Below are 22,600 nucleotides of genomic sequence, written 5' to 3' on the forward strand. Positions count from 1 at the left end.
TCTCCTTAATCGTCCTGGTGTGGAAAAAGCGTGTTATCAATTAAATCGCACAGGCAGTTAACGGTGAGCATATGCATTTCCTGAATTCGCGCGCTGCGATGGGACGGAATACGTATTTCGACATCCTGCTGCCCCAGCAGACCCGCCAGCTCACCGCCATCGTAGCCGGTAAGTGCGACGATGGTCATATCGCGGGTGACCGCAGCCTCAACGGCTTTCACGATGTCCCGACTATTGCCGCGCGTGGAAATAGCCAGCAGAACATCACCTGCGTGGCCTAGCGCGCGAACCTGCTTGGCGTAGATTTCGTCATGCAGGCGATCGTTGGCAATTGCGGTTAAGACCACATTATCGGTATTTAGTGCAATGGCGGGTAAACCAGGACGCTCTGTTTCAAAACGATTAATCATGCTGGCAGCAAAATGCTGTGCATTGGCGGCAGAGGTGCCATTGCCACAACAGAGGATTTTGTTGCCATTGAGTAACGACTGAACCAGGGTCAAGGCCGCACGAGAGATGGCATCCGGGAGAGCTTCCGCTGCTGCAATTTGGGTTTGAATGCTTTCAGTGAAGCAGGCTTTAATTCTATCGAGCACGGGATCCCTTAATTCATTTACGCTATTCGCCAAAGGCGTTTTTCAGCCATTGGATGTCGTTTCCGGTGAAGGCTACCACATCGAAACGGCAATCCACAGTGTCAAAGCTCCCATTCTGTCGGGAGAGCCACAGGCGAGCAGCCTGGAGGAGTCTTTGTTGTTTTTTTTGCGTGACGCTGGAGGCGGCATCTCCGTAGCTTGCGCTGCGCCGATAGCGCACCTCCACAAAAACGGTTACCGCGCCATCGCGCATGATGAGGTCAATTTCGCCACCTCGCTCACGAGCGTTGGCGGCGATAAAACGCAGACCCTGGCTTTCCAGCCACCGGCGAGCCTGGTTTTCCCAGGCATCTCCGGTCTGTTTGGTTAGTTGGCGGCGACAATCTGTCCGCGCTGGTACTTGAGCCATGACAATTTCCTGTTGATCACGCAGTCCTGCGTGGCCGTCAAATCGCCGGTGTTACCGTTCAGCTCGAAGCCCGGCGTCTGGCGCATCTGGGCGAAATGGTTGGCCAGCGACCAGGCATCCGCGCCCATCGCATACAGGCGCGCCAGCGAATAATCGTTACGCACGGCGGTGAGCGCCTGCTGCATCAGCGCCGGGTTGCTGCCGGCCAGCATCGGGATCTCACTATACTGCAAACCTTCCATCTCAAGGCGGAAATCCGGACCGGCAGTGCCCTGGGCGCTACGGGAGCTGGCGTACAGGGTGACATTACTCTGACTGCCGTTGCGCAGGGCGATCATGGGTTTGATATAGGCAATCTGTTCCGGCGTCGCCAGGATCCAGGCGGCATCGACGCCACCGCTACTGCTCACCGGAGCCTCTTCCGGGTTGCCGGTGGCGCTGTCAGCCGCTGACGGCAGCGTAGAAACGGGCGTTCCGCTCAGAGAGATACCGCTGTTGACGCTGGATTTCAGCTCGGAAGTTGAGCCGAAGCGCTGCTGCAGGACGGTACCACCGCCCAGTTTTAACCACTCGTTGGCAAAGGCGCTCACTACGCGATCGCCGAGTGCGCCGCGAGGTGCCAGCAGCAGCGGCGTTTGTTTGCCCTGATCGTGAATATGACGCGCCGCGTCACGGGCTTCATCTTCCGGCGAAAGGGCGAAATAGCAAATATTGGCGCGATTTTCGACTTTCTCCGGCTGGTTCAGCGCCAGCACGTTGAGCGAGGTGTTGCTCTTGATGACATCCTCGACGTTATCTTTGAGTAGCGGGCCGACGACGAGGGTGGCGCCATCCTGCTGTACCTGCGCGAGCAACTGACTCATGGGTTGCGCGGTGGTGTCGTAAATTTTCAGTTCAGCCGCAGGATTGGCCGGGGCCGTGGCAACCGTCTGGGCCTGCGGGGCGGTGACCGCGGGTTGAGCGCTCGTCGTGCCAGTATTGCTGGTGGCTGGCTGATTCGGCGCCACGGCGGCCTGAGCGGCGGTCGGTGCCGTCACCGGAGCCGGTGCCCGATCGGCTGCCGGCGCCTGCACAGGAGTCGGCGTGGTATTGGCCGAGGTCAGGTCGCCTACTTCCGCCTGCGAAGGGCTCACGACGTCGCTACTGGCGACACTGGCGGCCTGCGCAACCTGGGCAGGAACGGCGCTTCCGGCAACGGTCGGCGCGCCATTTTTCGCTGCTTCAAATCCCTGCTGAATGGTACGGCCGAAGACGGCGGCCTGGCCGTTGAGCGGCAGCAGGAGCGCAATCTTATTGGTTGAAGCCGGTTTATAATTTTGCATATTCACCAGCGCCGTTGGCAACATTTTCGCGCCAGGGTTCTGCGGATAGCGGGTTTGCCAGTCTTTCACGCCGGCTTTGAGCAGAGTGGGATCGTTGCGGTTGTCAAACCACATGTGTTGCAGATCCAGCCATCCCTGGAGCACGTTTTCATCGGCATTGATGATCAGCGCGTTAGCCTGATCCTGGGTCATTGAGGTGAGCGCTTTCCAGGTCGCGTCGATATTCTGCTGCTGTTGTTTCGGCTGACTCAGCAGCGCTTGCCGGGCGATCAGGGCGCGCAGCAGGGTAATTGACGGACGGCCCTGGCTGGCATCAATCTGCGCCTGCCAGTATCGCGGCTGCTGATTGTGCTCAAAACTGGCAGGATCGAGCTTAGCCAGCAGCGCCTGAGCGCCCTGGAAATCGTTCTGCGCCAGCTTCACTTCGACGGCCAGCAGGGATTGTTCGCGGGTCTGGGTGCTGTTGAGATTAGACGGCAGCTGGTTGAACAGATCGATGGCCTGCTGTTTTTTGCCTTCCTGCAACAGTGCACGAATGGCGAGTAATTGCCAGTTGGTCTTGCTATCATTCGAACTTTGCTGCATTTGCTGGAGGTAGTAACTGGAATCTGCCTGTGCCGTACCCTGTAAAAACGCCGTGCTTTGATCCGGGGTATGGGTGCCGCAGCCAGCGAAGATCAATGCAGCCAGCAGTACGGGCAGACAACGCGCGGGTTTAGAACGAAGAAATGTTGACGGTACCATATGTATCCAGTGATATTTTTTTGGCTCAATGCTCAATATTAATTCGGCAATACGGACGAGACAATGAAACAACACGAATCAGCAGATAATTCTCAGGGGCAGCTCTATATTGTGCCCACTCCGATCGGAAATCTGTCTGATATCACGCAGCGTGCCCTGGAAGTGCTACAAGCCGTTGATTTAGTTGCTGCGGAAGATACCCGCCACACCGGTTTGCTGCTCCAGCATTTTGCGATTAACGCCCGTTTATTTGCGCTGCACGACCACAATGAACAGCAAAAAGCTGAAACACTTCTGGCGAAATTAAAAGACGGGCAGAACATTGCGCTGGTGTCTGACGCCGGGACACCGCTGATCAACGATCCTGGCTATCACCTGGTACGGGCCTGTCGCGAAGCGAATATCCGCGTGGTGCCGCTTCCGGGCCCCTGTGCCGCCATTGCGGCGTTAAGCGCGGCGGGCTTGCCTTCCGATCGTTTCTGCTACGAAGGTTTTCTGCCGGCAAAATCGAAAGGTCGCCGCGATACCCTGAAGGCGCTGGAAGAAGAGCCGCGCACGATTATCTTTTACGAATCAACCCACCGCCTGCTGGAAAGCCTGGAAGATATCTGCACGGTGCTGGGAGAATCCCGCTACGTGGTGCTGGCGCGTGAGCTGACCAAAACCTGGGAATCCATTCACGGCGCGCCCATTGGCGAGTTGCTGGCGTGGGTGAAAGAAGATGAGAACCGACGTAAAGGCGAGATGGTGCTGATCGTCGAAGGGTTTAAAGCGCAGGAAGAGGCCCTGCCGGCAGTCGCGCTGCGCACGCTGGCCCTGCTGCAGGCGGAACTGCCGCTGAAAAAAGCCTCTGCGCTGGCCGCGGAAATTCACGGCGTGAAAAAAAATGCGCTGTATAAATATGCCCTGGAGCAGCAGGGATAAGAGACAGGCCCGGGAACTCCGGGCCATCGATCTTATTGGGTCGGCGTGGCTTCAAAAACCAGCGTTTGCAGCGGCTGTAGCGTAATCACCACGGCGTCCTGATATTGCTCCGGAACCGTTGGGTTACTGCCGTAGCGAGCGGTCAGGGTGAACCGGGTTGCTTCGCCCTGAGGAATTTCAAACTCTTTTTTCAGGTTCAGGTAGTAACTTTGCGCTTTATCAGCAGGGTTACGCAGCCCCAGTATCGCCTTGTCTTTGCTCCAGGATGCCCAGCCATATACCTCAAGCGCCGTCGGATCGCCGCCGACCCAGTGTGTATCCACCAGTACGCGGGCATTCTCACGCGACCATTTTGCCGCCTCTGCCAGAACGTCCCACTTGGCTTTGTTCAACATGGACGGCGTGATGTAAAGCTCTTGTAGCTGGGTTCCCGTGGCGAAATAGCTCCACACCTGATCGGCAAAATCGCTGTCGGTCTGCACTTTTTCCAGTCCGTAATAGGCATTCTCTGCACTGACAATGCCATGATACATCAAGGAATTAAGCGGGAATAACGGCCCCTTACGCACGATCGAGCGCCAGGTTTCCGCGTCGCGATAGGTCATCCACTGCTGTACCGGCGTTCCGGGACCGTACAGATTGATATCATCGCCCTGACGCCAGATTGAATCAGCGTAGAACAGCCACGACGGGCTGGCATCGGTGCCGGTCGTCAGGTTGATAAACAGGTTCGGGTTGGCGCTACGCATGTTGTGCAGCAGGGCGATGGAGGCATCGAAATCGGAAGCAAACGGGCTACCCTGAATATGCGAGTTGGCGTTGCCCATGCCGTCCAGTTTGAAGGAGGTGATGTGTTCGTTCTTAATCAGACGGGCGATCTGTTCATTGAAGTTCTTGAAATAACGAGGCCCGGAGAGCGCAAATTTACCGTCGACCGTTTCAAAACCATACTCTTTGGCATGAGAGACGCGAATATCGCGCGGTTTATTGTAACCGCCCCACGGCGAGAGCCATAAACCAACCGAACTATGCAGGCTGTCCGCTTTCTCCCTGACCTTACTGAAACCCTGGCTGAATGCCGGGCCAAATAACCATCTGCCGGTACGATCGTCCCAGCCATCATCCAGCAGGAAAGCATCGAGAGGTACGCCGCGGCCGGTAATAAATGCCTTATCCCATTCATCCATACGCCCCAGCACGTCCTGCTCGGTGTAGGTGGTAAAGAAGCCGATGTCCATCCAGCTATTGTAGTGGAGGTAGGGTTTATAAGGGCGCGGGCGAACGGCATTGATAAACTGGTTAACGCTGCGGCGCAGCTGGCTGGTTTCTGCCACGGTGCCAAACCAGGTGGTATAGCTCACCGGCGTTTCTGGCTGGACGGGCGTTTTAAGTTCGACGTTGAGATGGGTGGTGCCTTCATAGGCATAAGTATTGACGACAGGCTTATTCGGCAACATGAAAAACGTATCGGCAATAATCGGCGAACTGTTAATTGCGCCATCCACGTAAGGCGCCTGCGCCTGCTTTTTGGTCGGGAAGAAGGTGATTTTCGCGACATTCTGCGCTTTACCCACGGCGGCAAGGGTGTAATCGATACTGGCGTACTTGCCTTTCAGCAAATTCAGCGTCATGGTCACGTTGAAATCAGGGTGAGCGTACTCCACCACCAGCGCATTCTCTTTTTTCTCAACGTGTCTGATTTTAAAGTCGGCCGCATGGATAACGGTCTCGTCCGGCAGCGTCAGAAAGAATGGCTCCTGAGGCGACAGCTGATGGCCGGAATGGGTATCTTTAACCACCACAGCCGAGCTGGCATCATCGAATGAGAAAGCCATACTGTCGTTATTCAGGGCATAGTTCGCCGCAAAGGCGCTTTGTGAAATAAACAGGGCGAGCAACGAAACATTGAGCGCTTTTTTCATGGGGCAGAGGTCCTTCGTTTTCGTTTTATCAGCGTTATCCTGTCGGGAATAACGCTGTGGGACAGAGGCGTATCATGACCGCCTGCGAAAGCGATCAGGCTTCAGCGGGCAGCAGTAGACGGCTGGCTGAGCCGCAGACGGTGATTTTGTGTCTGACCACCTCTTTCATGGCATCCATACCGACGCGCATGTAGTAGCGAGGATCGTTACCCTGCGGATTTTCGGCGAACCATTTTTTGACCGCCGCGGCGAAGGCGATTTTTAGCTCGGTGGCGACGTTGACTTTACACACCCCCAGTTCGATGGTGCGGCGGACGTAATCGTCAGGTACGTCGCTGGCGCCGTGCAGCACCAGCGGTACATCCACGATCTCACGGATTTCCGTCAGACGCTGGAAGTCGATTTTTGGCGTTTTGCTATAGAGTCCGTGGGCGGTGCCGATAGCCACCGCGAGGCTGTCAACACCGGTCAGTTCAACAAACCGTTTTGCCTCCTGCGGATCGGTCAGAAAAGCGCTTTCAGCATCAACGCTCATGTCATCTTCCACGCCGCCCAGGCGTCCGAGTTCTGCCTCTACGCTGCAATCACGGGCATGGCAAAAATCCACGACAGATTTCACCAGCCGGACATTCTCAGTAAACGGGAAATGGCTGCCATCGATCATGGCGCTACGGACGCCGGCATTCACTTTACGGGTAATATCTTCCAGCGATTCATGATGATCGAGGTGCAGCGCCAGCGGCATGTCGTAGGTGGTGGAGTAAGCGCTGCATAGTGCATAGATCTCCTCCAGCGCGATGTGCTTAAACGTGCCCGGCGTCCCTGCGAGGATCACCGGCGATCGCATTTCACTGCAGACTTCGAGGATCGCCTGGATCGTCTCGGCGTTATGAATGTTGAATGCCGGGACCGCATAGCCTTTTGCCTGGGCGTCCAGCAGGAGATATTTTGTTGAAATAATACTCATGATGCGTTCCTCTCAAGCATTCCAGGGGTGAATGACGACACCCTGCACCACGCGGTTAACCGTACCGCTGGCGGAAGGGGTATCCGGCGTATTGCCAACGCGGATAGATTGTGCGAGCGCAAATGTCTGGGCGTACATCAGAAAGCAGAACGCCTGCTCAACATCGCTGAAGACGCGGGAAGCCGACGGTAAAAGGATGTGTGGGCCAGCTTTGACAGCGGCAGCGCTTTCGGCGGCTATCGCCACCACGCGCATGGCCTGGTTGTCGCGACGCAGTTCGGCCAGTAGATCGAGATCGTACTGACGGGTATAGGGATGGCTGGACACCATCACCACCACCAGCGTTTCACTATCCACCAGCGATTTAGGGCCGTGGCGGAAGCCGACCGGAGAGTCATAAAATGCCGCCAGTTTGCCGGCGGTCAGCTCCAGGACCTTGAGGGCCGATTCACGCGCCGCGCCCTGTAATCCGCCGCTGCCAAGATAGACGATCCGTTTCCACGGCTCATCACCAAATACACCATCGCTAAAATCACCCAGCGACGTGAGGATCGTTTGGCAACGATCCGCCACGTCACGGAAGGTTTTGCTGTTGATCTTCTCCGGTGCGAATACCGCAAGGCAGCTTGCCATCATGGTGGTGATACTGCTGGTCATTGCGAAGCCGCGGTCGTGTGTTTCTGCCGGCATCAATAGCGCAAAGGCGTTATCGCTGTTCACCGCATTTTGGTACAGGTTGCCGGCTTCATTACAGGTAATCGACAGGTGGTAGCATTCCGGTACGAACTGATTGGCCAGCTCAACGGCGGCGACGCTCTCCGGGCTATTGCCGGAGCGGGCGAAGGAGACCAGCAGCAGCGGATGCGCGGCGTTAAAGTAGTCCATGGGGTTGCTGACCAGGTCAGTGGTCGGGATCGCGCTGATATTTTTTCCGCTCTGGCGCGACAGCCAGGGCGCGATGATCTCGCCGATAAAGGCAGAAGTGCCAGCACCAGTCAGGACAATCCGCAGATCGTTTTTCCGCAGCAGCGGGGCGAGGAAGCTGTCGATCGTTGCACGATTATTGTCGATGTTGTTGAGTGAGCGAAGCCAACAGGAGGGCTGTTGACGAATCTCTGCTTCAGTCCAGGTGCCAGTCGAGGCACAGGCGGCGGTATAGGTTTCAGGCATAACTCGGTCCTTAGTCGTGTGAATTCCACATCAGACGCTGGCAAAAATGTCGCTATCTTTCGTTTCGTTTCACTTATTCATGTGGTCAGTTAGATAAAATCTATAGGAAAGAAATCGAAAGTTCAACGAAAGCAGTTGGAAATAAAACGAAAACTGTGACCTTTAAGAGAATTTTGTTTTTAACACTATGATAAATAATGTTTTATTTAATTTTATTATCTGTTTGTCGCTATTTTAGAAAGAAAAGGAAAGGCCTTTCGGCACCAGGTCGAAGGCCAATGTGATGCATAACGAAAGGATTAAAGAGGGAGAGCCTGTCCCTGAACCCAGATCTTTTGCAGATGCAGGTTGTCATCCAGCGCAATAACGTTCGCGCACTTTCCCGTCCGCAGCGATCCCAGCCGATCGTCGATACCCAACAGACGAGCAGGGTGGAGCGATGCCATATGAATGGCCTCTTCTGGCGCGGCCCCTGCTTGTTCAACCATGTTGCGAACGGCGGCATCAAGAGAGAGCGTGCTGCCCGCGAGGCCACCGGCAGCGGTACGTACGATGCCCTTACGCATTTCTACCTCTTCGCCGCACAGCGAATAGTGGCCATCCGGCATGCCAGCTGCCCGCATCGCATCGGTGATCAGGACCAGCCTCTCTTTGGCGCAGCGGCAACACAATTGCATGGCGGCAGGGTGGACATGATGGCCATCGGCGATAAGTTCCAGCCATGCGTGCCGGCTGGTTAACCCGGCACCGACCATCCCAGGCTCCCGATGATGTAATCCGCTCATGCCGTTGTAGCAATGCACCAGCCCATCGGCGCCTGCGGTAAATGCCGCTTGGGTCTGTGCATAGGTAGCGGCGCTATGGCCCAGCATGACGCGGATACCCTGCTGTTTAAGATGGTGAATCGCCCGTATGGCATCCGCTTTTTCCGGCGCCAGGGCCACGACCCGCAGCGTTTTCCGGGAGCGAGCAATCAACGTATCCAGCTCGGCGATATCCAGTTCACGGAACAACTCAGGGGGATGGGCGCCTTTATTCTCTGGCGTGAAATAGGGGCCTTCAAGATAGCTCCCCAGTACCAGGGCGCCGGGGCCGCCGGAAAGCGTGCGCCGGGCGATACGTTCCAGCGCACGGTGGATGGCCTGCAACGGCGCGGTGACGGTGGTGGGGAGCCAGGCTCCCACTCCCTCGCGAATTTTATACATCGCCAGCCTGTCGAGTGCTTCCGCTGCCTCGTCCATCACATCCATGCCCGCGCCGCCGTGAACATGCGTATCGATGTAGGCCGGGCAAAGCAGATCGGCATCGCGAGCGGTGACGCCAACCGGGATGGGCTCGATGGCGGTGATTACGCCCGCGTCCATACGAAGCTGATGATCGGCAAGCCAGCCCTGCTCGGTTAGCAAGCGTCTGGCACGCAGAATGTGCGTCATATTCCTTCCTCAACCGGTTTTTCTTCGCGACAGCGCGCCAGTTCATCGACCAGACTGGTTAACCCGCGATGCCCGCATTCCAGCGCCTGCAGGCGAAACGCCTCGCTGTTCAGCCCTTCTCGTTCCAGCACCATTTCAAGCAGTAGCTGCAAATTCGTGCCGGTAATCACCTCGCGCCCGGGTTTTTGCATTGCCAGCGTCGAGGCTACGCGAAAGGGGGTTCCCCCCAGGAGATCGGTCAGAAAAACGATATCGTTCTGCGCATCCAGTGCGTTGACTGCCTGCTCAAGCTGCGCAGTCAGCAGGGCCGTGGTTGAGGTTTCTGGAAAGTCGATAGCAATAAACTGCGATTGTTCACCCAGAATTTGCTTCATCGCCATTTCCATACCGCTGGCAAAGCCGCCATGCCCCGTCAAAATAATGCCTAACATCGAATACCTCTTTGTCTTTACAGGAAGTGGCAGAATTTACCCACAACGCCCAGCACAACGGTGAGCGCGATAAGGCGCAACGGGCTCCAGCCGCGGCGCACCAGCCAAAACATGGTCAGGGTATAAACCAGCGGCAGAAACGCCGGCATCAGTTTATCGATGACATCGGTTTGCAGTTTCACCACCGCATCACCCGCGGTGATCTCCAGCGTGGTGCTGAGGCGGACATAGGTGGCCACCAGCGCGCCAATGACCGTCATGCCAACAATCGACGCCGCGTGTCCGACTTTTTTGGTATTGGCTTTAATCAAAGGGATCGCCGCCACCCCCATACGATACGCGTAGTGCGCAAGACCAAAGCGCAATCCGAGATGGACCACGTTAAACAGCACAATAAACACCACCGCGCCGAGGATAGAGCCTTGTAGCGCGAGGCTGGCCCCAATCCCGCCGCAAATGGGCAGTAGCGTCAGCCAGAACATTGCATCGCCAATCCCGCCGAGCGGGGCACCCACGGCAATTTTGGTGCTCTGAATGCTGTTGACATCCTGCTTGGAGCGTTCCATGGCGAGAATGATGCCGATAACAAATGTCACCAGGAAAGGGTGGGTGTTGAAGAACCCCATATGCCCTTTCATGGCTCGCGCCAGGTCGCGTTGATTGGTATGGATCTTTTTCAACGCCGGCAGCAGACCGTACAGCCAGCCTGAAGCCTGCATACGTTCATAGTTGAACGAGGCCTGCAAAAGCATGGAGCGCCAGGCGACGCGGTTAATGTCTTTTTTCGTCAGCTCCGCACCGAGACTCTGGTCTTCGTAGACGTTTTCATTCACGCCGGAAAGCAGCGTCTCTTCAGGGGCGGAGACGCCTGGCAGAGTGGTTTGATTAGATGCCATCTTCGAATTCCTCTTTCTGTGCCGCAGATGCAGTCGGTTCAGGAGATTTACGCAGCAGGTCTATTAGCGCCATTGCCAGCGCCGCGGCGGCAATGGCCAGCACCGGTAGCTTCAGCCAGGCTGCGGCGACAAAACCGATGATAAAATAGGGGATATAGACGTTTTTCATCATGATTTTCAGCAGCACGGCGAAGCCGATAGCAGGCATAATGCCGCCAGCCACCCCGAGACCGTCGATCAGGCGCTCAGGCAGGACATCAATGGCCGTTTTCGCATGTTCCGCGCCGAAATAGATCGGCAGAAAAGCACAGAGAAAATAGAAAACCCCCAGCGCCAGCAGCGCCAGATAGTTCACCCGTTCAATACCGCGGGTATCGGCATTCGCTGCCATACGGTCGCAGCGGGACATCACGCCTGACATCACCGAGAACAGGAAGGTGATCCCCATTTGTACTGCGACGGCGAAGGGCACGGCGACACCGACGGCAACGTCAGGTTTCACGCCGGTGGTAATGGCAAAGGTGGTGCCGACGATGGTGCCGATAATCACGTTTGGCGGCTGAGCACCGGCCAGCGGGGCCAGCCCCATCCAGACCAGTTCCAGCGTACCGCCGGTTAAAATACCGGTATGCAGATCGCCGAGAATCAGGCCAACCAGCGGGCCGAGCACCACCGGGCGATGCATGTGTGTTAAGCCATTGAACATATCCAGGCCCGCAATAAAGGCCAGAATGCCCAACGCAGATGCCTGCAACAGACTGATTTCCATTATGAATCCCTCAGAGTAGTTTAAAGAGATCCAAAGCGGGTTCTGTCGGAACGCCCTGAACAAAGCATTCCACCCCGGCGGCCTTCAGGCCGTTAAACGCCGCAATATCGTCAGCGTCTACAGAAACCGTTTTGGCAATGTGTTGTTTGCCATTGGCGTAGTGCATATTGCCTATGTTGATACGTGTGACGGGAACGCCGCCTTCGACCAGGCGTAAGAAATCGGCGGGTGTTTTGCAGACCAGCAGAATCTTTTGTCGATCGGCGGCGCGGTGGATATTGTCGATAACCTTTTGCAGTGACCAGAATCGTACGGCGATCCCTTCCGCCAGGACCATTTCCATCAGGTTCTGTTGTACCGGGTCTGCAGCAACCTCATCATTGGCCACCAGTACCAGGTTCGCTCCGGCAAATCCGACCCACTGGACACCCACCTGACCGTGGATCAAACGTTCATCAATACGGCTTAAGACAATGTTTGGCATCGCGTTTTCCTCTTCGTTGTTATGCGTTATGGGACGTCATGCCCACACAGGCGGCGTGGTACTGCTGCAGTATGTCCTGAATGTGATCGAGGATGAGTTCTCGCGGCTCCGCCTTGAGATCGCCCTCGCGAACTTTGATGTACTGCAGCGGCATATACTGACTGAGGAGCGGCAGCGGGAGCGGCCAGTCCGCGAGATTACGCACCAGGCGGGTAAACGCCTCATCGATTTGCCTATCCGGCCAGTAGTAGCGCACGCGGTCTGAATAGCTATAGCCTCGCGCCAGACGCCGCGCATGGCCATCGCCGTGATAGTGGTTTTGCCAGTATTCCGGGCGATCGAGCATCACGTTTTCCAGCACCTGACGCAGTCCGGAGCAGGCCTTCGCAGGCAGCAGTTCTTCCTCGATTGCCGCCAGTGAGAACAACGCTTCACGCAGGGCGAAGGTGAGCGCCGGGCCAACCTTCAAAATAGCAAAGTGATCTTTAACCAGCTGCCGCAGCGCCTGCGGCGTCTGGTAATCGGTCGAGTGGGCTTCAAAGACCAGCGCGTCATAGTCTTCAACCATGGCGCTAAGCGCTTTGGCTCGCAGGGGTTGATAGTCGATGATATGCGTGTGATCGAATTCGACGCCGGGCTGTACCACTAACCCGACGATACGTGTCCAGATGTGGGTCAGCCCGCGTAGCTCAAAGGCATGCCGATGTGCTTCCAGCGTCGCACGCGCGGCATCAGGCGTCGTGACCTGTAGTTCGGTCAGGGTTTCATGGGCCCCGCCTGGGACGGGGACTTCGGTGCCGATGACGTAGACCAGGTCAGATTCGCCAAAACGTTCGCGACAGGTCTCTTCCGCCACCTGAGCCAGCCGCGCGGCGCGTCCGGCGACGATGTCATCGGTTAGCGGTAACGGATCGCCTTCGCAGGACATACTGCAATCGAGGTGGATCTTTTTAAAACCGGCGGCGACGTAGCTTTTTATTAAATCATCGGCATTCGCCATCGCCTGGGCAGCAGGCAGGGTTTGCCAGCGGTTGGGCCCAAGATGATCGCCGCCGAGGATCAACTGTGATTGAGGAAAATCGAGCGAATCGGCGAGCTGGTGGACAAAGCCGCGGAAATCAGCCGGCGTCATGCCGGTATAACCGCCAAACTGATCGACCTGATTGGATGTGGCTTCAATCAGTAGCGGGGTCTGCTGCGCCCGGGCGTAACGAATGGCGGCCTCAAGTACCAGTGGATGGGCGGAACAGACGGCATAAATACCGTTGCCCCCACCTTGTTTATGCTGCGCCACCATTTTTGTCAGATGTTTCACTTTCCTCTCCATTTCGGATGGTAATGAGATTAATCTTTCGTTTTATTTCATTTAATACTGCTTCATGGTGGTGTAAAAATAAAACGAAAGATAATAGTTTTCCGATCTGTTTCACAAAAGAAACATAATGAAAGGTTTCAGCGAGGGGCGTTACGCTTCCCCCTGGCGTTGTGGGGCTTGCTTTCCGCTAAAAGAAAGGTGTTAATAGGGGAATCGAAATGAAACGAAAGATTTGATGAAAGGAATACTTATGAGCGGCAGCGACTCTTCTGCAGATAAGCGCACCAGCGGCACCAGTGAAAGGCGGGAGCAGATTATCCAGCGCTTACGGCAGCAGGGAAGCGTGCAGGTGAACGATCTTTCCCTTTTATACGGCGTCTCGACGGTCACCATTCGCAACGATCTGGCCTTCCTTGAAAAACAGGGGATTGCGGTTCGCGCCTACGGTGGCGCGCTGATCTGCGATGGGACCATGCCGGCTCCCGAACCGTCGGTGGAAGATAAAAGTTCGCTCAATACCGCAGTGAAGCGCAGCATTGCGCGGACGGCGGTAGAACTGATTCAGCCGGGGCATCGCATTATTCTCGACTCCGGGACCACCACCTATGAAATCGCCCGCATGCTGCATCAGCATTCGGACATTATTGCGATGACCAACGGGATGAATGTGGCGAATGCGCTACTGGCTGCCGAAGGGGTAGAACTGTTAATGACCGGCGGACATCTGCGCCGTCAGTCGCAGTCGTTTTATGGCGATCAGGCCGAACAGTCTTTGCTGAATTACCACTTCGATATGCTTTTTCTTGGCGTCGACGCCATCGACCTCGATCGCGGTGTGAGCACCCACAATGAAGATGAAGCCCGCCTGAACCGACGGATGTGTGAAGTGGCGGAACGCATTATTGTCGTCACCGATTCCACCAAATTTAATCGTTCGAGCCTGCATAAGATCATCGATACGCAACGCATTGATATGATTATTGTCGATGAAGGGATTCCGACGGAAAGCCTGGAAGGACTGCGTAAGAGCGGGATTGATGTGCGGCTGGTGAAGCGCCAGGAGGCGGCATAGACCCCCTTCCTGAGGGAAGAGAGTCTGCGGTCAGGCGGCTGGCGTCGCGCCGCCCGACGGGCAATCAGGTCACCGGCGCCGGATTAAAGACCGCCAGTTGATTATGCAGGCCCCACCGATCGGAGAAGGTTTGCTTGCGGCCGCTGGCGACATCAAGAATCAACCCGAACAGCTTCTGGCCAACCTCTTCAATCGTCTCTTCGCCGGTGGCGATAGTCCCGGCGTTGATATCCATTAAGTCATACCAGCGGTTTGCCAGCTCGGTACGGGTTGCCATCTTGATGACCGGCACGGCGGCCAGGCCATATGGCGTGCCGCGCCCGGTTGTAAACACCTGGACCGTAATCCCGGAAGCAACCTGCTGAGTGCCGCAGACAAAGTCGCTGGCCGGCGTCGCTGCGAAGATCAGGCCGCGTTTGGTTGGGCGTTGACCCGGTGAGAGGACCTCGGCAATCGCGCTCTTGCCGGATTTGGCGATCGAGCCCAGCGCTTTTTCCACCACGTTCGCCAGGCCGCCTTTCTTATTGCCGGGGGAAGGGTTGGCGCTGCGATCGGTTTGACCTGAATCGAGATAGTTATCGTACCAGGCCATCTCTTCGAGCAGACGCTTACCCACTTCTTCGTTGATGGCCCGCGGCGTCAGCAGATGGATAGCATCGCGAACTTCAGTCACCTCAGAAAACATGACGGTTGCGCCACAGCGGACCAGCAGGTCGGAGGCATAGCCGACCGCCGGGTTGGCGGTCACCCCGGAAAAGGCATCGCTGCCGCCGCACTGCATGCCCACCACCAGTTCAGAAGCCGGACAGGTTTCACGCTGACGGGCATTCAGTTTTGCCAGATGTTGTTCCGCTACCTGCAAAATATCGTCAACCATTGACTGGAACCCGACATGCTGTTCATCCTGCAGGCGGATGATACTGGCGCTGTCGACGGCGACGGGCTCGACATCCTCGCTGCCCTGAAGCAGGCGTTCCGGCTGGAGCTTTTCACAGCCGAGCCCCACCACCATGACTTCACCGCCGAAATTGGGGTTCAGCGCGAGGTTATGGATTGTGCGAATGGGGATCACGGCGGCCGGGGCGTTGATCGCCACGCCGCAGCCATACAGGTGGTTGAGAGCGACCACGCCGTCGACATTCGGGTATTTCGGCAGCAGGTCTCGTTCAATAATTTTCACCACATAATCGACGACGCCGGCGACGCAGTGCACGCTGGTCGTGATACCGAGCAGGTTTCTGGTTCCGACGCTGCCATCGGTGTTGCGATACCCTTCAAAGGTGTAGCCGGTCAGCGCAGGCAAAGGCTGCGGAATTTTGTTTGCCAACGGCAGCGTGTTCAGCGGCGGCGCCTTCGGCAGTTCGACCAGCGATTCGTCAATCCAGCTACCCTGCGGGATATCACGCACCGCGTAGCCAATGACTTCGCCATAGCGGAGGATTTCACCGTGCACGGGAATATCAACCAATGCCACTTTGTGACCTTGCGGAATATGCTCGATGAGCGTTAGCCCATCAGGGAAACGCGTTCCGGCCTTTAAACCTCGATCGTTAACAATAATCGCTACATTATCCGTCTCGTGTACTTTTATATAAAACGCCGTCGGCGATTCTTGTCTGATTTCAATGTCAGCCATTGTCCAGTATTCTCCAGCAAGGTGCGAATAATAAAATAAAACGGCTATTCAGTTTCTGATGAACGAATTTCCTGGGCCAAGAATGTCAGGTGTTTTGCTTGAGATGTGTGATCCCAGTCACTCATTGTTGCGGGAGCAAATCCGCTGCCGGGGGCAATCCATGGAACTGTGCATCAGCGCCCACTGATTATGGCGTATGCACAATTTTAATGATTATTTATTCTATTTTATGGGGTTTATGCACGGTGTTCTATTGTCGTGAGCTGATTATACTGAGTCATGCTTACTATGCGCCGGATGAGTAAATATATGCTTCTTATCGCGGTTTATACATTAAGAGATCCGCCAATAATAAATAAATGAAGCGACAGGCTCTGATTCAACGCAGCGCGAATCTTCGGCGGATGTCTGGCCTGATGGCAATGAATTATCCCCCGTTTATTGTCGGCGACATTCAATATATGGAACTGCAGAAATAATTAACGGTTAAGCGACAAGGTATAAGTGATGAATAACGATATCTTTCCCAACAAATTTAAGGCGGCGCTGGCGGCGCATCAGATTCAAATTGGCTGCTGGTCCGCTCTGGCCAGCCCCATCAGCACCGAAGTATTAGGCCTGGCCGGTTTCGACTGGCTGGTACTGGACGGCGAACATGCGCCGAACGATATCTCTACCTTTATCCCCCAACTGATGGCGCTGAAAGGCAGCGTCAGCGCGCCGGTTGTGCGCGTACCGACCAACGAACCGGTGATCATTAAGCGCCTGCTGGATATTGGTTTCTATAACTTTCTGATCCCGTTCGTGGAAAGCGAAGAAGAAGCGATCAACGCCGTCGCCGCCACGCGCTATCCGCCGGAAGGGATTCGCGGCGTCTCCGTGTCGCACCGCGCCAACATGTTTGGCACGGTGCCGGATTACTTCGCGCAGTCGAACCAAAACATCACCATCCTTGTGCAAATTGAAAGCCAGCAGGGGGTGGACAACGTTGATGCGATTGCCGCTACGGCGGGCGTCGACGGTATTTTTGTCGGCCCAAGCGACCTGGCCGCCGCGCTGGGACATCTGGGCAACGCCTCTCACCCGCAGGTCCAGCAGGCTATCCAGCACATCTTTGCGAGCGCGAAAAAGCACGGCAAGCCGAGCGGCATTCTGGCGCCGGTAGACGCGGATGCGCGCCGCTATCTGGCATGGGGCGCGACCTTTATCGCCGTCGGCAGCGATCTGGGCGTATTCCGCTCCGCCACGCAGAAACTGGCTGATTCCTTTAAGAAATAACCGTCACCGGAATAAGAGAGAAAGACATGACAATGAAAGTTGGTTTTATTGGCCTTGGCATCATGGGTAAACCCATGAGTAAAAACCTCCTCAAAGCGGGTTACTCATTGGTGGTTGCCGATCGTAATCCGCAAGCCATCGCAGAAGTGATTGCCGCAGGCGCTGAAACCGCCGCTTCGGCGAAAGCGATAGCTGAACAGTGTGAGGTGATCATTACCATGCTGCCGAACTCCCCGCATGTGAAAGAGGTGGCGCTGGGCGACGGCGGCATTATCGAAGGGGCGAAGCCGGGCACCGTGCTGATTGATATGAGCTCTATCGCGCCGCTGGCGAGTCGCGAAATCAGCGATGCGCTAAAGGCGAAAGGCGTAAATATGCTGGATGCGCCGGTCAGCGGCGGCGAGCCGAAAGCCATCGACGCTACTCTGTCCGTCATGGTTGGCGGCGATAAAGCGATTTTTGACCAATATTATGACCTGCTGAAAGCGATGGCGGGCTCTGTCGTGCATACCGGCGATATCGGTGCCGGTAATGTGACCAAGCTGGCCAACCAGGTGATCGTGGCGCTGAATATTGCGGCCATGTCTGAAGCCTTGACCCTGGCGACCAAAGCTGGCGTGAACCCGGATCTGGTGTATCAGGCAATCCGCGGCGGTCTGGCCGGCAGCACCGTGCTGGATGCCAAAGCGCCCATGGTGATGGATCGCAACTTTAAACCGGGTTTCCGTATCGATTTGCATATCAAAGATCTGGCGAATGCGCTGGATACCTCCCACGGGGTGGGCGCACAGCTGCCGCTGACCGCGGCGGTGATGGAGATGATGCAGGCGCTGCGCGCGGACGGTCTGGGTACCGCCGACCACAGCGCGCTTGCGTGTTACTACGAAAAACTGGCGAAAGTGGAAGTCACTCGCTAACAAGAAGGGCGCAGGACGCCCTGTCATTCTTGCCTTGCGCGGCACTGTCAGGCTAATCACTATGAAAATCGTAATCGCCCCAGACTCGTATAAAGAAAGTCTCTCGGCCACTGAGGTTGCACAGGCTATAGAAAAAGGTTTTCGGGAGATTTTCCCCGATGCGCTCTACGTGAGGGTTCCGCTCGCCGATGGCGGAGAAGGGACTGTTGAGGCGATGATCGCCGCGACCCAGGGAACCAAAATGAGCGCGTGTGTGACGGGGCCGCTGGGTGTACCGGTTGATGCCTGCTGGGGGCTTTCCGGGGATGGTCAAACCGCATTTATTGAAATGGCGGCGGCCAGCGGGCTGGGGCTGGTGCCTCCCGCGCAGCGTAATCCGCTGTTGACGACCTCGCGCGGCACCGGTGAGCTGATTTTGCAGGCGCTGGAGCATGGGGCGAGAAATATCATTATTGGCATTGGCGGCAGCGCGACCAACGACGGGGGGGCAGGGATGGTGCAGGCGCTGGGCGCGCGGCTTCGCGACGCGAACGGCGTGGATATTGGCGACGGCGGTGGCAGTCTTGCCTGCCTGAATTCGATTGACCTGTCGGCGCTGGATGTTCGTTTGCAGGGATGTTCAATTCGCGTGGCCTGCGATGTCTCTAACCCACTGACTGGCGAGACGGGCGCTTCGTGGATTTTCGGCCCGCAAAAAGGAGCGACGCAAGCGATGATCCTCGAGCTGGATCGTAATCTTGAGCACTATGCCGATGTCATTAAGCGAACCCTGCGCGTCGATGTCAAAGAGGTCGCCGGAGCCGGTGCCGCAGGCGGCATGGGCGCGGCGCTGATGGCATTTCTGAATGCTGAATTACGTAGTGGTATTGAGATTGTGACCCAGGCGCTGAATCTGGAAGAGCATATTCTTGACTGTTCGCTGGTGGTGACCGGTGAAGGACGGCTCGACAGTCAAAGCATTAGCGGTAAGGTGCCGGTCGGCGTCGCGAGCGTGGCGAAAAAATACCATAAGCCGGTGATTGGTATTGCCGGTAGCCTGGCCCGCGATGTCGGCGTGGTACATCAGTATGGCATCGACGCGGTATTCAGCGTGCTGACCACTATTACGAGCCTGGAGGAGGCCTTTCGCGGCGCGTCGGACAATATTTATCGCGCTTCACGGAATGTTGCCGCGACTTTGCAGGTCGGGATTGTGATGGAAGGATGACAACCGGCGGTAAACCTTTTATACTTCGCGCCGAAGCTGACCAGACAGTCGCCGCTTCGTCGTCGTCCTCTTCGGGGGAGACGGGCGGAGGGGAGGAAAGTCCGGGCTCCATAGGGCAGGGTGCCAGGTAACGCCTGGGGGGGAAACCCACGACCAGTGCAACAGAGAGCAAACCGCCGATGGCCCGCGCAAGCGGGATCAGGTAAGGGTGAAAGGGTGCGGTAAGAGCGCACCGCGCGACTGGTAACAGTTCGCGGCACGGTAAACTCCACCCGGAGCAAGGCCAAATAGGGGTTCACAAGGTACGGCCCGTACTGAACCCGGGTAGGCTGCTTGAGCCAGTGAGCGATTGCTGGCCTAGATGAATGACTGTCCACGACAGAACCCGGCTTATCGGTCAGCTTCCTCATTCACCGAAAACCCCCGTCAGTAATGGCGGGGGTTTTTGCTTATTGCATAGAAATAAAAAAAGATGAATGACTGTCCACGACGCTATCCCTAAAGACAAAGCGTCTTAGCGGTTAGCTTCAACTCGTTCAATGAGCAATACCCTTTTTCACTAGTCATCATCGTACCCACCCAAGATACTTTCGCCTCCGCCGCTCTGAAGCGGGACAATCACATCATCCATGAAGTCCTTTCTTTGATATTTCACAGACCGGATGAAAATCTACGAAATATTCATGCAACGAATATTTTGAAATTGCGTTTTATTTTTATTGAAAATAACTTCCTTGGTGTGGGCGTTATTTGTACAATAGATTACGTATGAGGGAAAATTCACAACAAGCAGAGGGACTTATGCAGCAATACACTAATGAACTTACCGCCGAAATACTGGCAGCCTTTGACCAGTCACCATTCACAGCTGAGCAGCTCGCGGAAATGAACGAAGAAGCCCGTAGCCTGATCGCTGAAAGAAATGACTACAACCTCGCTCATCCAGTTACAGCCGCTTATCTGGTCGCTACAGAAGGCAGCTTAACACGCGATGGAGGAACGGTTTTCAGTGAATACAACGGGCAGCAGATCGAAATTGAGGGCGGTGTACGGCTAAATGTTTCTCTTGTGGGTGATGAGGTTCGTTATCCGGATGGAGCCTCCGCGAAGATTAGCACCGGGGCAGGAAATACTTCTGGTGACTCCGTCGCTCTTGTTGGTAGTTCACTCGATAACGGCGACGAAATAATCAGTAGCCCTCAGGGAAGTGTCAGAAGGTCAGTCCGGGCCGGAGAATCCTTACCAGAAAACTTTCTGAAATAAGGCGGTCACTATGGCATCGGTAAACAGAGGCTGTACGGTTCACGGTAAAAATGTTGGGCTACACGGGGATAAAACCTCAACAGGCGCACAATGTATTGCCGCTCGCCCCGGTATGTCGGTCATGGGCAAGTTAAAACTCTACATTGGTGATAAGACCACACCTTGCCCGAAATGCGGGGAAGTAGGGGTAATTATTACCGGCGATCACCGACAAACGAATGGCGAAGCTGTCGCCGTAGATGGTTCGGTCATTCACTGCGATTGCCCGATGGGCTCAAACTTCCTTATCGCCCCCGGAACGGTGCAGGTCAATGATCCTTTCGGTGTTTTAGAACCACCAGTAAATAAAGCCGCCGCCGCCGCCGCCGCCGCCGCTGCGGCAGCGATGAGTGCATTACCTGTCTTTGCAAAATCCTGTCTACGGGGGGAAGGTTGCACCGACGCAGGGACCGATCAGGAATCCGTTGATAATTTCGGTCATGCTGGCTATTACTGTGCAACTCCTCAAGCGGAACAACCAGAAGAAGAACCCGTTCAGCATGCACAGGCAGCAAAGAAACACAAACCAGCTGAACCAACACCACCACCAGAAGACAACCGCCCGTGGTATAAGCGCCTTTTCAGTTCCCCGGATACAACTAAAGCCGCTGTGACAGCAGGAACGGCAACAGCAAGAGCCGCGACAACTGCCGGGATTACGACAGGTGCGACGACTGAGGCCGGGTATGCGACATTGCAAAAAATCGGCGGGAACCTTACTGCCGCTGGTCGTTGGATTACGCCTAACCCCTCAACAGTTTTTCTATTCGGTATGTTCTACTCGCCAAAACTCAACAGCGGCGAGCAGGACTATATCGACAGGATGCGCCTTGAACAGGCAGCACAGAAAAAAGAAGATGTTCCAACCCGCGTGCGTTTTCGCTGGGAGGCTGACCAGTACGGCACCATGAGACCGAAAGGATTCCACGTCAGCGCCAGAGGCGGGCGGGATAAAGTTCCGGTGCGTATGCTTCAGAAGAACACCACTACGGGGAATTACGAATTCTGGGAAGATGGTGCAACTAAACCGATTATTGTCTGGACACCAGATGATCCTGGATATGCTTCACCTTCCAACACTGGCAAGCAGGATAACGTCTACATTCCGCCGAACGTGCTGGTTTACCCGGAAAGTGAAATCGACAGCCCGTGGTCAACGGAAACACCCGCACCGGGAGAACGCTCCTTCCGGGATTATATTCTTGTACATCCAGCCGGGATCTTTGACCCAGTTTATATCTATCTAAACGCGGCTCACAAATACCATACACCTCCAAAAGAAAATCCGCCGTTGCCGGCATTCCCTGATGCAAAAAAAGCACAGGCTAAAACCCCTGTGAAAGGTGGTGGGAAATTGCGAAATAGATGGAAAGATTCTGAGGGGAAAATTTATGAATGGGATTCACAGCATGGCACAGTCGAGGTGTATGATCGTTCTGGTCGCAATCACTTAGGCGAGTTCAATCATATTACTGGAGAGCAAACAAAACCTGCTAATCCAACCAGAAAGGTGGAGAAATAATGATAGTTTACACAATTGATGCTTACAGCAAGGTAGATGAAAATTTACTTTTTGAAATCGATATACCAGAAAAAAATGCCAATACATTAGCCGAAATTATGGGATTAAACGCTGAGGATAAAGCTGATTTCATGCATGGTATTGGTGTTTACAATATCAACAAAGAACAAGCCATTCTTTTGGAGGTATTGCTAGGTAGGACATTTTACTCCAGTGATCTTACCCTGCAACTTTCGGCCGGAGAAATTTGACACTTGGCTCAAAAAGCAAACCAGTCTAGCTGA

Annotated in this window: 21 protein-coding genes and 1 other RNA gene; 9 read left to right on the top strand and 13 right to left on the bottom strand. The window is 55.4% G+C overall.

Going from position 1 to position 22,600, the window contains the following annotated elements:
- Window positions 1–5: 5 nt before the first annotated feature.
- From diaA to Electrica_RS02675, 3 genes are read right to left on the bottom strand one after another with little or no spacing between them, the layout of a single operon-like run.
- Window positions 6–596, bottom strand: coding sequence for a DnaA initiator-associating protein DiaA (gene diaA / locus Electrica_RS02665; protein ID WP_004868024.1), 591 nt, complete (start codon window positions 594–596; stop codon window positions 6–8).
- Between the two features lie 22 nt (window positions 597–618).
- Window positions 619–1,005: a YraN family protein gene (locus Electrica_RS02670; protein WP_100685531.1), complete on the bottom strand. Its 387-nt coding sequence runs from the start codon at window positions 1,003–1,005 to the stop codon at window positions 619–621.
- Window positions 963–3,071: a penicillin-binding protein activator gene (locus Electrica_RS02675; RefSeq protein ID WP_141963320.1), complete on the bottom strand. Its 2,109-nt coding sequence runs from the start codon at window positions 3,069–3,071 to the stop codon at window positions 963–965. The genes Electrica_RS02670 and Electrica_RS02675 overlap by 43 nt, the downstream gene beginning before the upstream one ends.
- 63 nt (window positions 3,072–3,134) lie before the next feature.
- Here Electrica_RS02675 and rsmI point away from each other — a divergent pair, with 63 nt between their 5' ends.
- Window positions 3,135–3,995 carry a 16S rRNA (cytidine(1402)-2'-O)-methyltransferase gene (rsmI, locus tag Electrica_RS02680; RefSeq protein WP_141963322.1) on the top strand — a complete coding sequence of 287 codons (861 nt, stop codon included), beginning with the start codon at window positions 3,135–3,137 and terminating at the stop codon, window positions 3,993–3,995.
- Window positions 3,996–4,027: 32 nt separating this feature from the next.
- Here rsmI and Electrica_RS02685 read toward each other — a convergent pair whose 3' ends face one another.
- From Electrica_RS02685 to kbaZ, 9 genes are all read right to left on the bottom strand, one after another.
- Window positions 4,028–5,917, bottom strand: a complete 1,890-nt coding sequence (locus Electrica_RS02685) for an alpha-galactosidase (protein WP_141963324.1) — start codon at window positions 5,915–5,917, stop codon at window positions 4,028–4,030.
- Between the two features lie 94 nt (window positions 5,918–6,011).
- Window positions 6,012–6,884 (bottom strand): tagatose-bisphosphate aldolase subunit KbaY, encoded by an 873-nt coding sequence (gene kbaY / locus Electrica_RS02690; protein WP_141963326.1) that lies wholly within the window; start codon window positions 6,882–6,884, stop codon window positions 6,012–6,014.
- Window positions 6,885–6,896: 12 nt separating this feature from the next.
- Window positions 6,897–8,054, bottom strand: a complete 1,158-nt coding sequence (locus tag Electrica_RS02695) for an SIS domain-containing protein (RefSeq protein WP_141963328.1) — start codon at window positions 8,052–8,054, stop codon at window positions 6,897–6,899.
- 299 nt (window positions 8,055–8,353) lie between these two features.
- Window positions 8,354–9,487 carry an N-acetylglucosamine-6-phosphate deacetylase gene (gene nagA / locus Electrica_RS02700; protein ID WP_141963330.1) on the bottom strand — a complete coding sequence of 378 codons (1,134 nt, stop codon included), beginning with the start codon at window positions 9,485–9,487 and terminating at the stop codon, window positions 8,354–8,356.
- The gene (agaF, locus tag Electrica_RS02705) at window positions 9,484–9,918 is read right to left on the bottom strand and encodes a PTS galactosamine/N-acetylgalactosamine transporter subunit IIA (protein ID WP_141963332.1); all 435 of its coding nucleotides are present in this window, start codon (window positions 9,916–9,918) and stop codon (window positions 9,484–9,486) included. Before agaF ends, nagA begins: the two co-directional genes overlap by 4 nt.
- 17 nt (window positions 9,919–9,935) lie before the next feature.
- Window positions 9,936–10,814 carry a PTS N-acetylgalactosamine transporter subunit IID gene (gene agaE / locus Electrica_RS02710; protein ID WP_015585675.1) on the bottom strand — a complete coding sequence of 293 codons (879 nt, stop codon included), beginning with the start codon at window positions 10,812–10,814 and terminating at the stop codon, window positions 9,936–9,938.
- A complete protein-coding gene (gene agaW, locus Electrica_RS02715) occupies window positions 10,804–11,583 on the bottom strand; it encodes a PTS N-acetylgalactosamine transporter subunit IIC (protein WP_100685523.1) in 780 nt (259 codons plus the stop codon). Before agaW ends, agaE begins: the two co-directional genes overlap by 11 nt.
- Before the next feature lie 10 nt (window positions 11,584–11,593).
- Complete coding sequence (gene agaV, locus Electrica_RS02720) at window positions 11,594–12,067, bottom strand: PTS N-acetylgalactosamine transporter subunit IIB (RefSeq protein ID WP_141963334.1); 474 nt, start codon at window positions 12,065–12,067, stop codon at window positions 11,594–11,596.
- 19 nt (window positions 12,068–12,086) lie between these two features.
- Window positions 12,087–13,382, bottom strand: a complete 1,296-nt coding sequence (gene kbaZ / locus Electrica_RS02725; protein WP_228267385.1) for a tagatose-bisphosphate aldolase subunit KbaZ — start codon at window positions 13,380–13,382, stop codon at window positions 12,087–12,089.
- Window positions 13,383–13,632: 250 nt separating this feature from the next.
- Between kbaZ and Electrica_RS02730 the strand changes: the two genes are divergently transcribed.
- Window positions 13,633–14,454, top strand: coding sequence for a DeoR family transcriptional regulator (locus Electrica_RS02730; protein WP_131048589.1), 822 nt, complete (start codon window positions 13,633–13,635; stop codon window positions 14,452–14,454).
- Between the two features lie 64 nt (window positions 14,455–14,518).
- On the opposite strand, the gene garD is transcribed toward Electrica_RS02730, so the two are convergent.
- A complete protein-coding gene (gene garD, locus Electrica_RS02735) occupies window positions 14,519–16,090 on the bottom strand; it encodes a galactarate dehydratase (RefSeq protein WP_141963337.1) in 1,572 nt (523 codons plus the stop codon).
- Between the two features lie 507 nt (window positions 16,091–16,597).
- Here garD and garL point away from each other — a divergent pair.
- The 7 genes from garL to Electrica_RS02770 all read left to right on the top strand — a co-directional run bounded on the left by garL (window position 16,598) and on the right by Electrica_RS02770 (window position 22,567).
- Window positions 16,598–17,368: a 2-dehydro-3-deoxyglucarate aldolase gene (gene garL / locus Electrica_RS02740; RefSeq protein WP_141963338.1), complete on the top strand. Its 771-nt coding sequence runs from the start codon at window positions 16,598–16,600 to the stop codon at window positions 17,366–17,368.
- A gap of 26 nt (window positions 17,369–17,394) precedes the next feature.
- Window positions 17,395–18,285: a 2-hydroxy-3-oxopropionate reductase gene (garR, locus tag Electrica_RS02745; protein ID WP_100685518.1), complete on the top strand. Its 891-nt coding sequence runs from the start codon at window positions 17,395–17,397 to the stop codon at window positions 18,283–18,285.
- Between the two features lie 61 nt (window positions 18,286–18,346).
- Complete coding sequence (garK, locus tag Electrica_RS02750) at window positions 18,347–19,492, top strand: glycerate 2-kinase (RefSeq protein WP_141963339.1); 1,146 nt, start codon at window positions 18,347–18,349, stop codon at window positions 19,490–19,492.
- A 32-nt stretch (window positions 19,493–19,524) separates the two neighbouring features.
- Window positions 19,525–19,901: RNase P RNA component class A (gene rnpB, locus Electrica_RS02755), an RNA gene on the top strand.
- Window positions 19,902–20,293: 392 nt separating this feature from the next.
- A complete protein-coding gene (locus Electrica_RS02760) occupies window positions 20,294–20,755 on the top strand; it encodes a hypothetical protein (RefSeq protein WP_227521314.1) in 462 nt (153 codons plus the stop codon).
- Window positions 20,756–20,876: 121 nt separating this feature from the next.
- Window positions 20,877–22,316, top strand: coding sequence for a colicin E3/pyocin S6 family cytotoxin (locus tag Electrica_RS02765; RefSeq protein WP_266095175.1), 1,440 nt, complete (start codon window positions 20,877–20,879; stop codon window positions 22,314–22,316).
- The gene (locus tag Electrica_RS02770; protein ID WP_100685515.1) at window positions 22,316–22,567 is read left to right on the top strand and encodes a DUF7683 domain-containing protein; all 252 of its coding nucleotides are present in this window, start codon (window positions 22,316–22,318) and stop codon (window positions 22,565–22,567) included. The genes Electrica_RS02765 and Electrica_RS02770 overlap by 1 nt, the downstream gene beginning before the upstream one ends.
- Window positions 22,568–22,600 lie beyond the last annotated feature (33 nt).

The sequence above is a fragment of the Klebsiella electrica genome, from assembly GCF_006711645.1.
Classification (GTDB): Bacteria; Pseudomonadota; Gammaproteobacteria; order Enterobacterales; family Enterobacteriaceae; genus Klebsiella; species Klebsiella electrica.

Excerpts from the sequence above, each read along its gene's own strand:
- garL (WP_141963338.1), top strand. The coding sequence starts at position 16,598 with ATGAATAACGATATCTTTCCCAACAAATTTAAGGCGGCGCTGGCGGCG.
- garK (WP_141963339.1), top strand. The coding sequence starts at position 18,347 with ATGAAAATCGTAATCGCCCCAGACTCGTATAAAGAAAGTCTCTCGGCC.
- Electrica_RS02770 (WP_100685515.1), top strand. The coding sequence starts at position 22,316 with ATGATAGTTTACACAATTGATGCTTACAGCAAGGTAGATGAAAATTTA.
- Electrica_RS02675 (WP_141963320.1), bottom strand. The coding sequence starts at position 3,071 with ATGGTACCGTCAACATTTCTTCGTTCTAAACCCGCGCGTTGTCTGCCC.
- Electrica_RS02730 (WP_131048589.1), top strand. The coding sequence starts at position 13,633 with ATGAGCGGCAGCGACTCTTCTGCAGATAAGCGCACCAGCGGCACCAGT.
- rsmI (WP_141963322.1), top strand. The coding sequence starts at position 3,135 with ATGAAACAACACGAATCAGCAGATAATTCTCAGGGGCAGCTCTATATT.
- agaF (WP_141963332.1), bottom strand. The coding sequence starts at position 9,918 with ATGTTAGGCATTATTTTGACGGGGCATGGCGGCTTTGCCAGCGGTATG.
- garR (WP_100685518.1), top strand. The coding sequence starts at position 17,395 with ATGACAATGAAAGTTGGTTTTATTGGCCTTGGCATCATGGGTAAACCC.
- agaE (WP_015585675.1), bottom strand. The coding sequence starts at position 10,814 with ATGGCATCTAATCAAACCACTCTGCCAGGCGTCTCCGCCCCTGAAGAG.
- kbaY (WP_141963326.1), bottom strand. The coding sequence starts at position 6,884 with ATGAGTATTATTTCAACAAAATATCTCCTGCTGGACGCCCAGGCAAAA.
- agaW (WP_100685523.1), bottom strand. The coding sequence starts at position 11,583 with ATGGAAATCAGTCTGTTGCAGGCATCTGCGTTGGGCATTCTGGCCTTT.
- Electrica_RS02760 (WP_227521314.1), top strand. The coding sequence starts at position 20,294 with ATGCAGCAATACACTAATGAACTTACCGCCGAAATACTGGCAGCCTTT.
- nagA (WP_141963330.1), bottom strand. The coding sequence starts at position 9,487 with ATGACGCACATTCTGCGTGCCAGACGCTTGCTAACCGAGCAGGGCTGG.
- agaV (WP_141963334.1), bottom strand. The coding sequence starts at position 12,067 with ATGCCAAACATTGTCTTAAGCCGTATTGATGAACGTTTGATCCACGGT.
- Electrica_RS02765 (WP_266095175.1), top strand. The coding sequence starts at position 20,877 with ATGGGCAAGTTAAAACTCTACATTGGTGATAAGACCACACCTTGCCCG.
- garD (WP_141963337.1), bottom strand. The coding sequence starts at position 16,090 with ATGGCTGACATTGAAATCAGACAAGAATCGCCGACGGCGTTTTATATA.
- Electrica_RS02695 (WP_141963328.1), bottom strand. The coding sequence starts at position 8,054 with ATGCCTGAAACCTATACCGCCGCCTGTGCCTCGACTGGCACCTGGACT.
- Electrica_RS02685 (WP_141963324.1), bottom strand. The coding sequence starts at position 5,917 with ATGAAAAAAGCGCTCAATGTTTCGTTGCTCGCCCTGTTTATTTCACAA.
- Electrica_RS02670 (WP_100685531.1), bottom strand. The coding sequence starts at position 1,005 with ATGGCTCAAGTACCAGCGCGGACAGATTGTCGCCGCCAACTAACCAAA.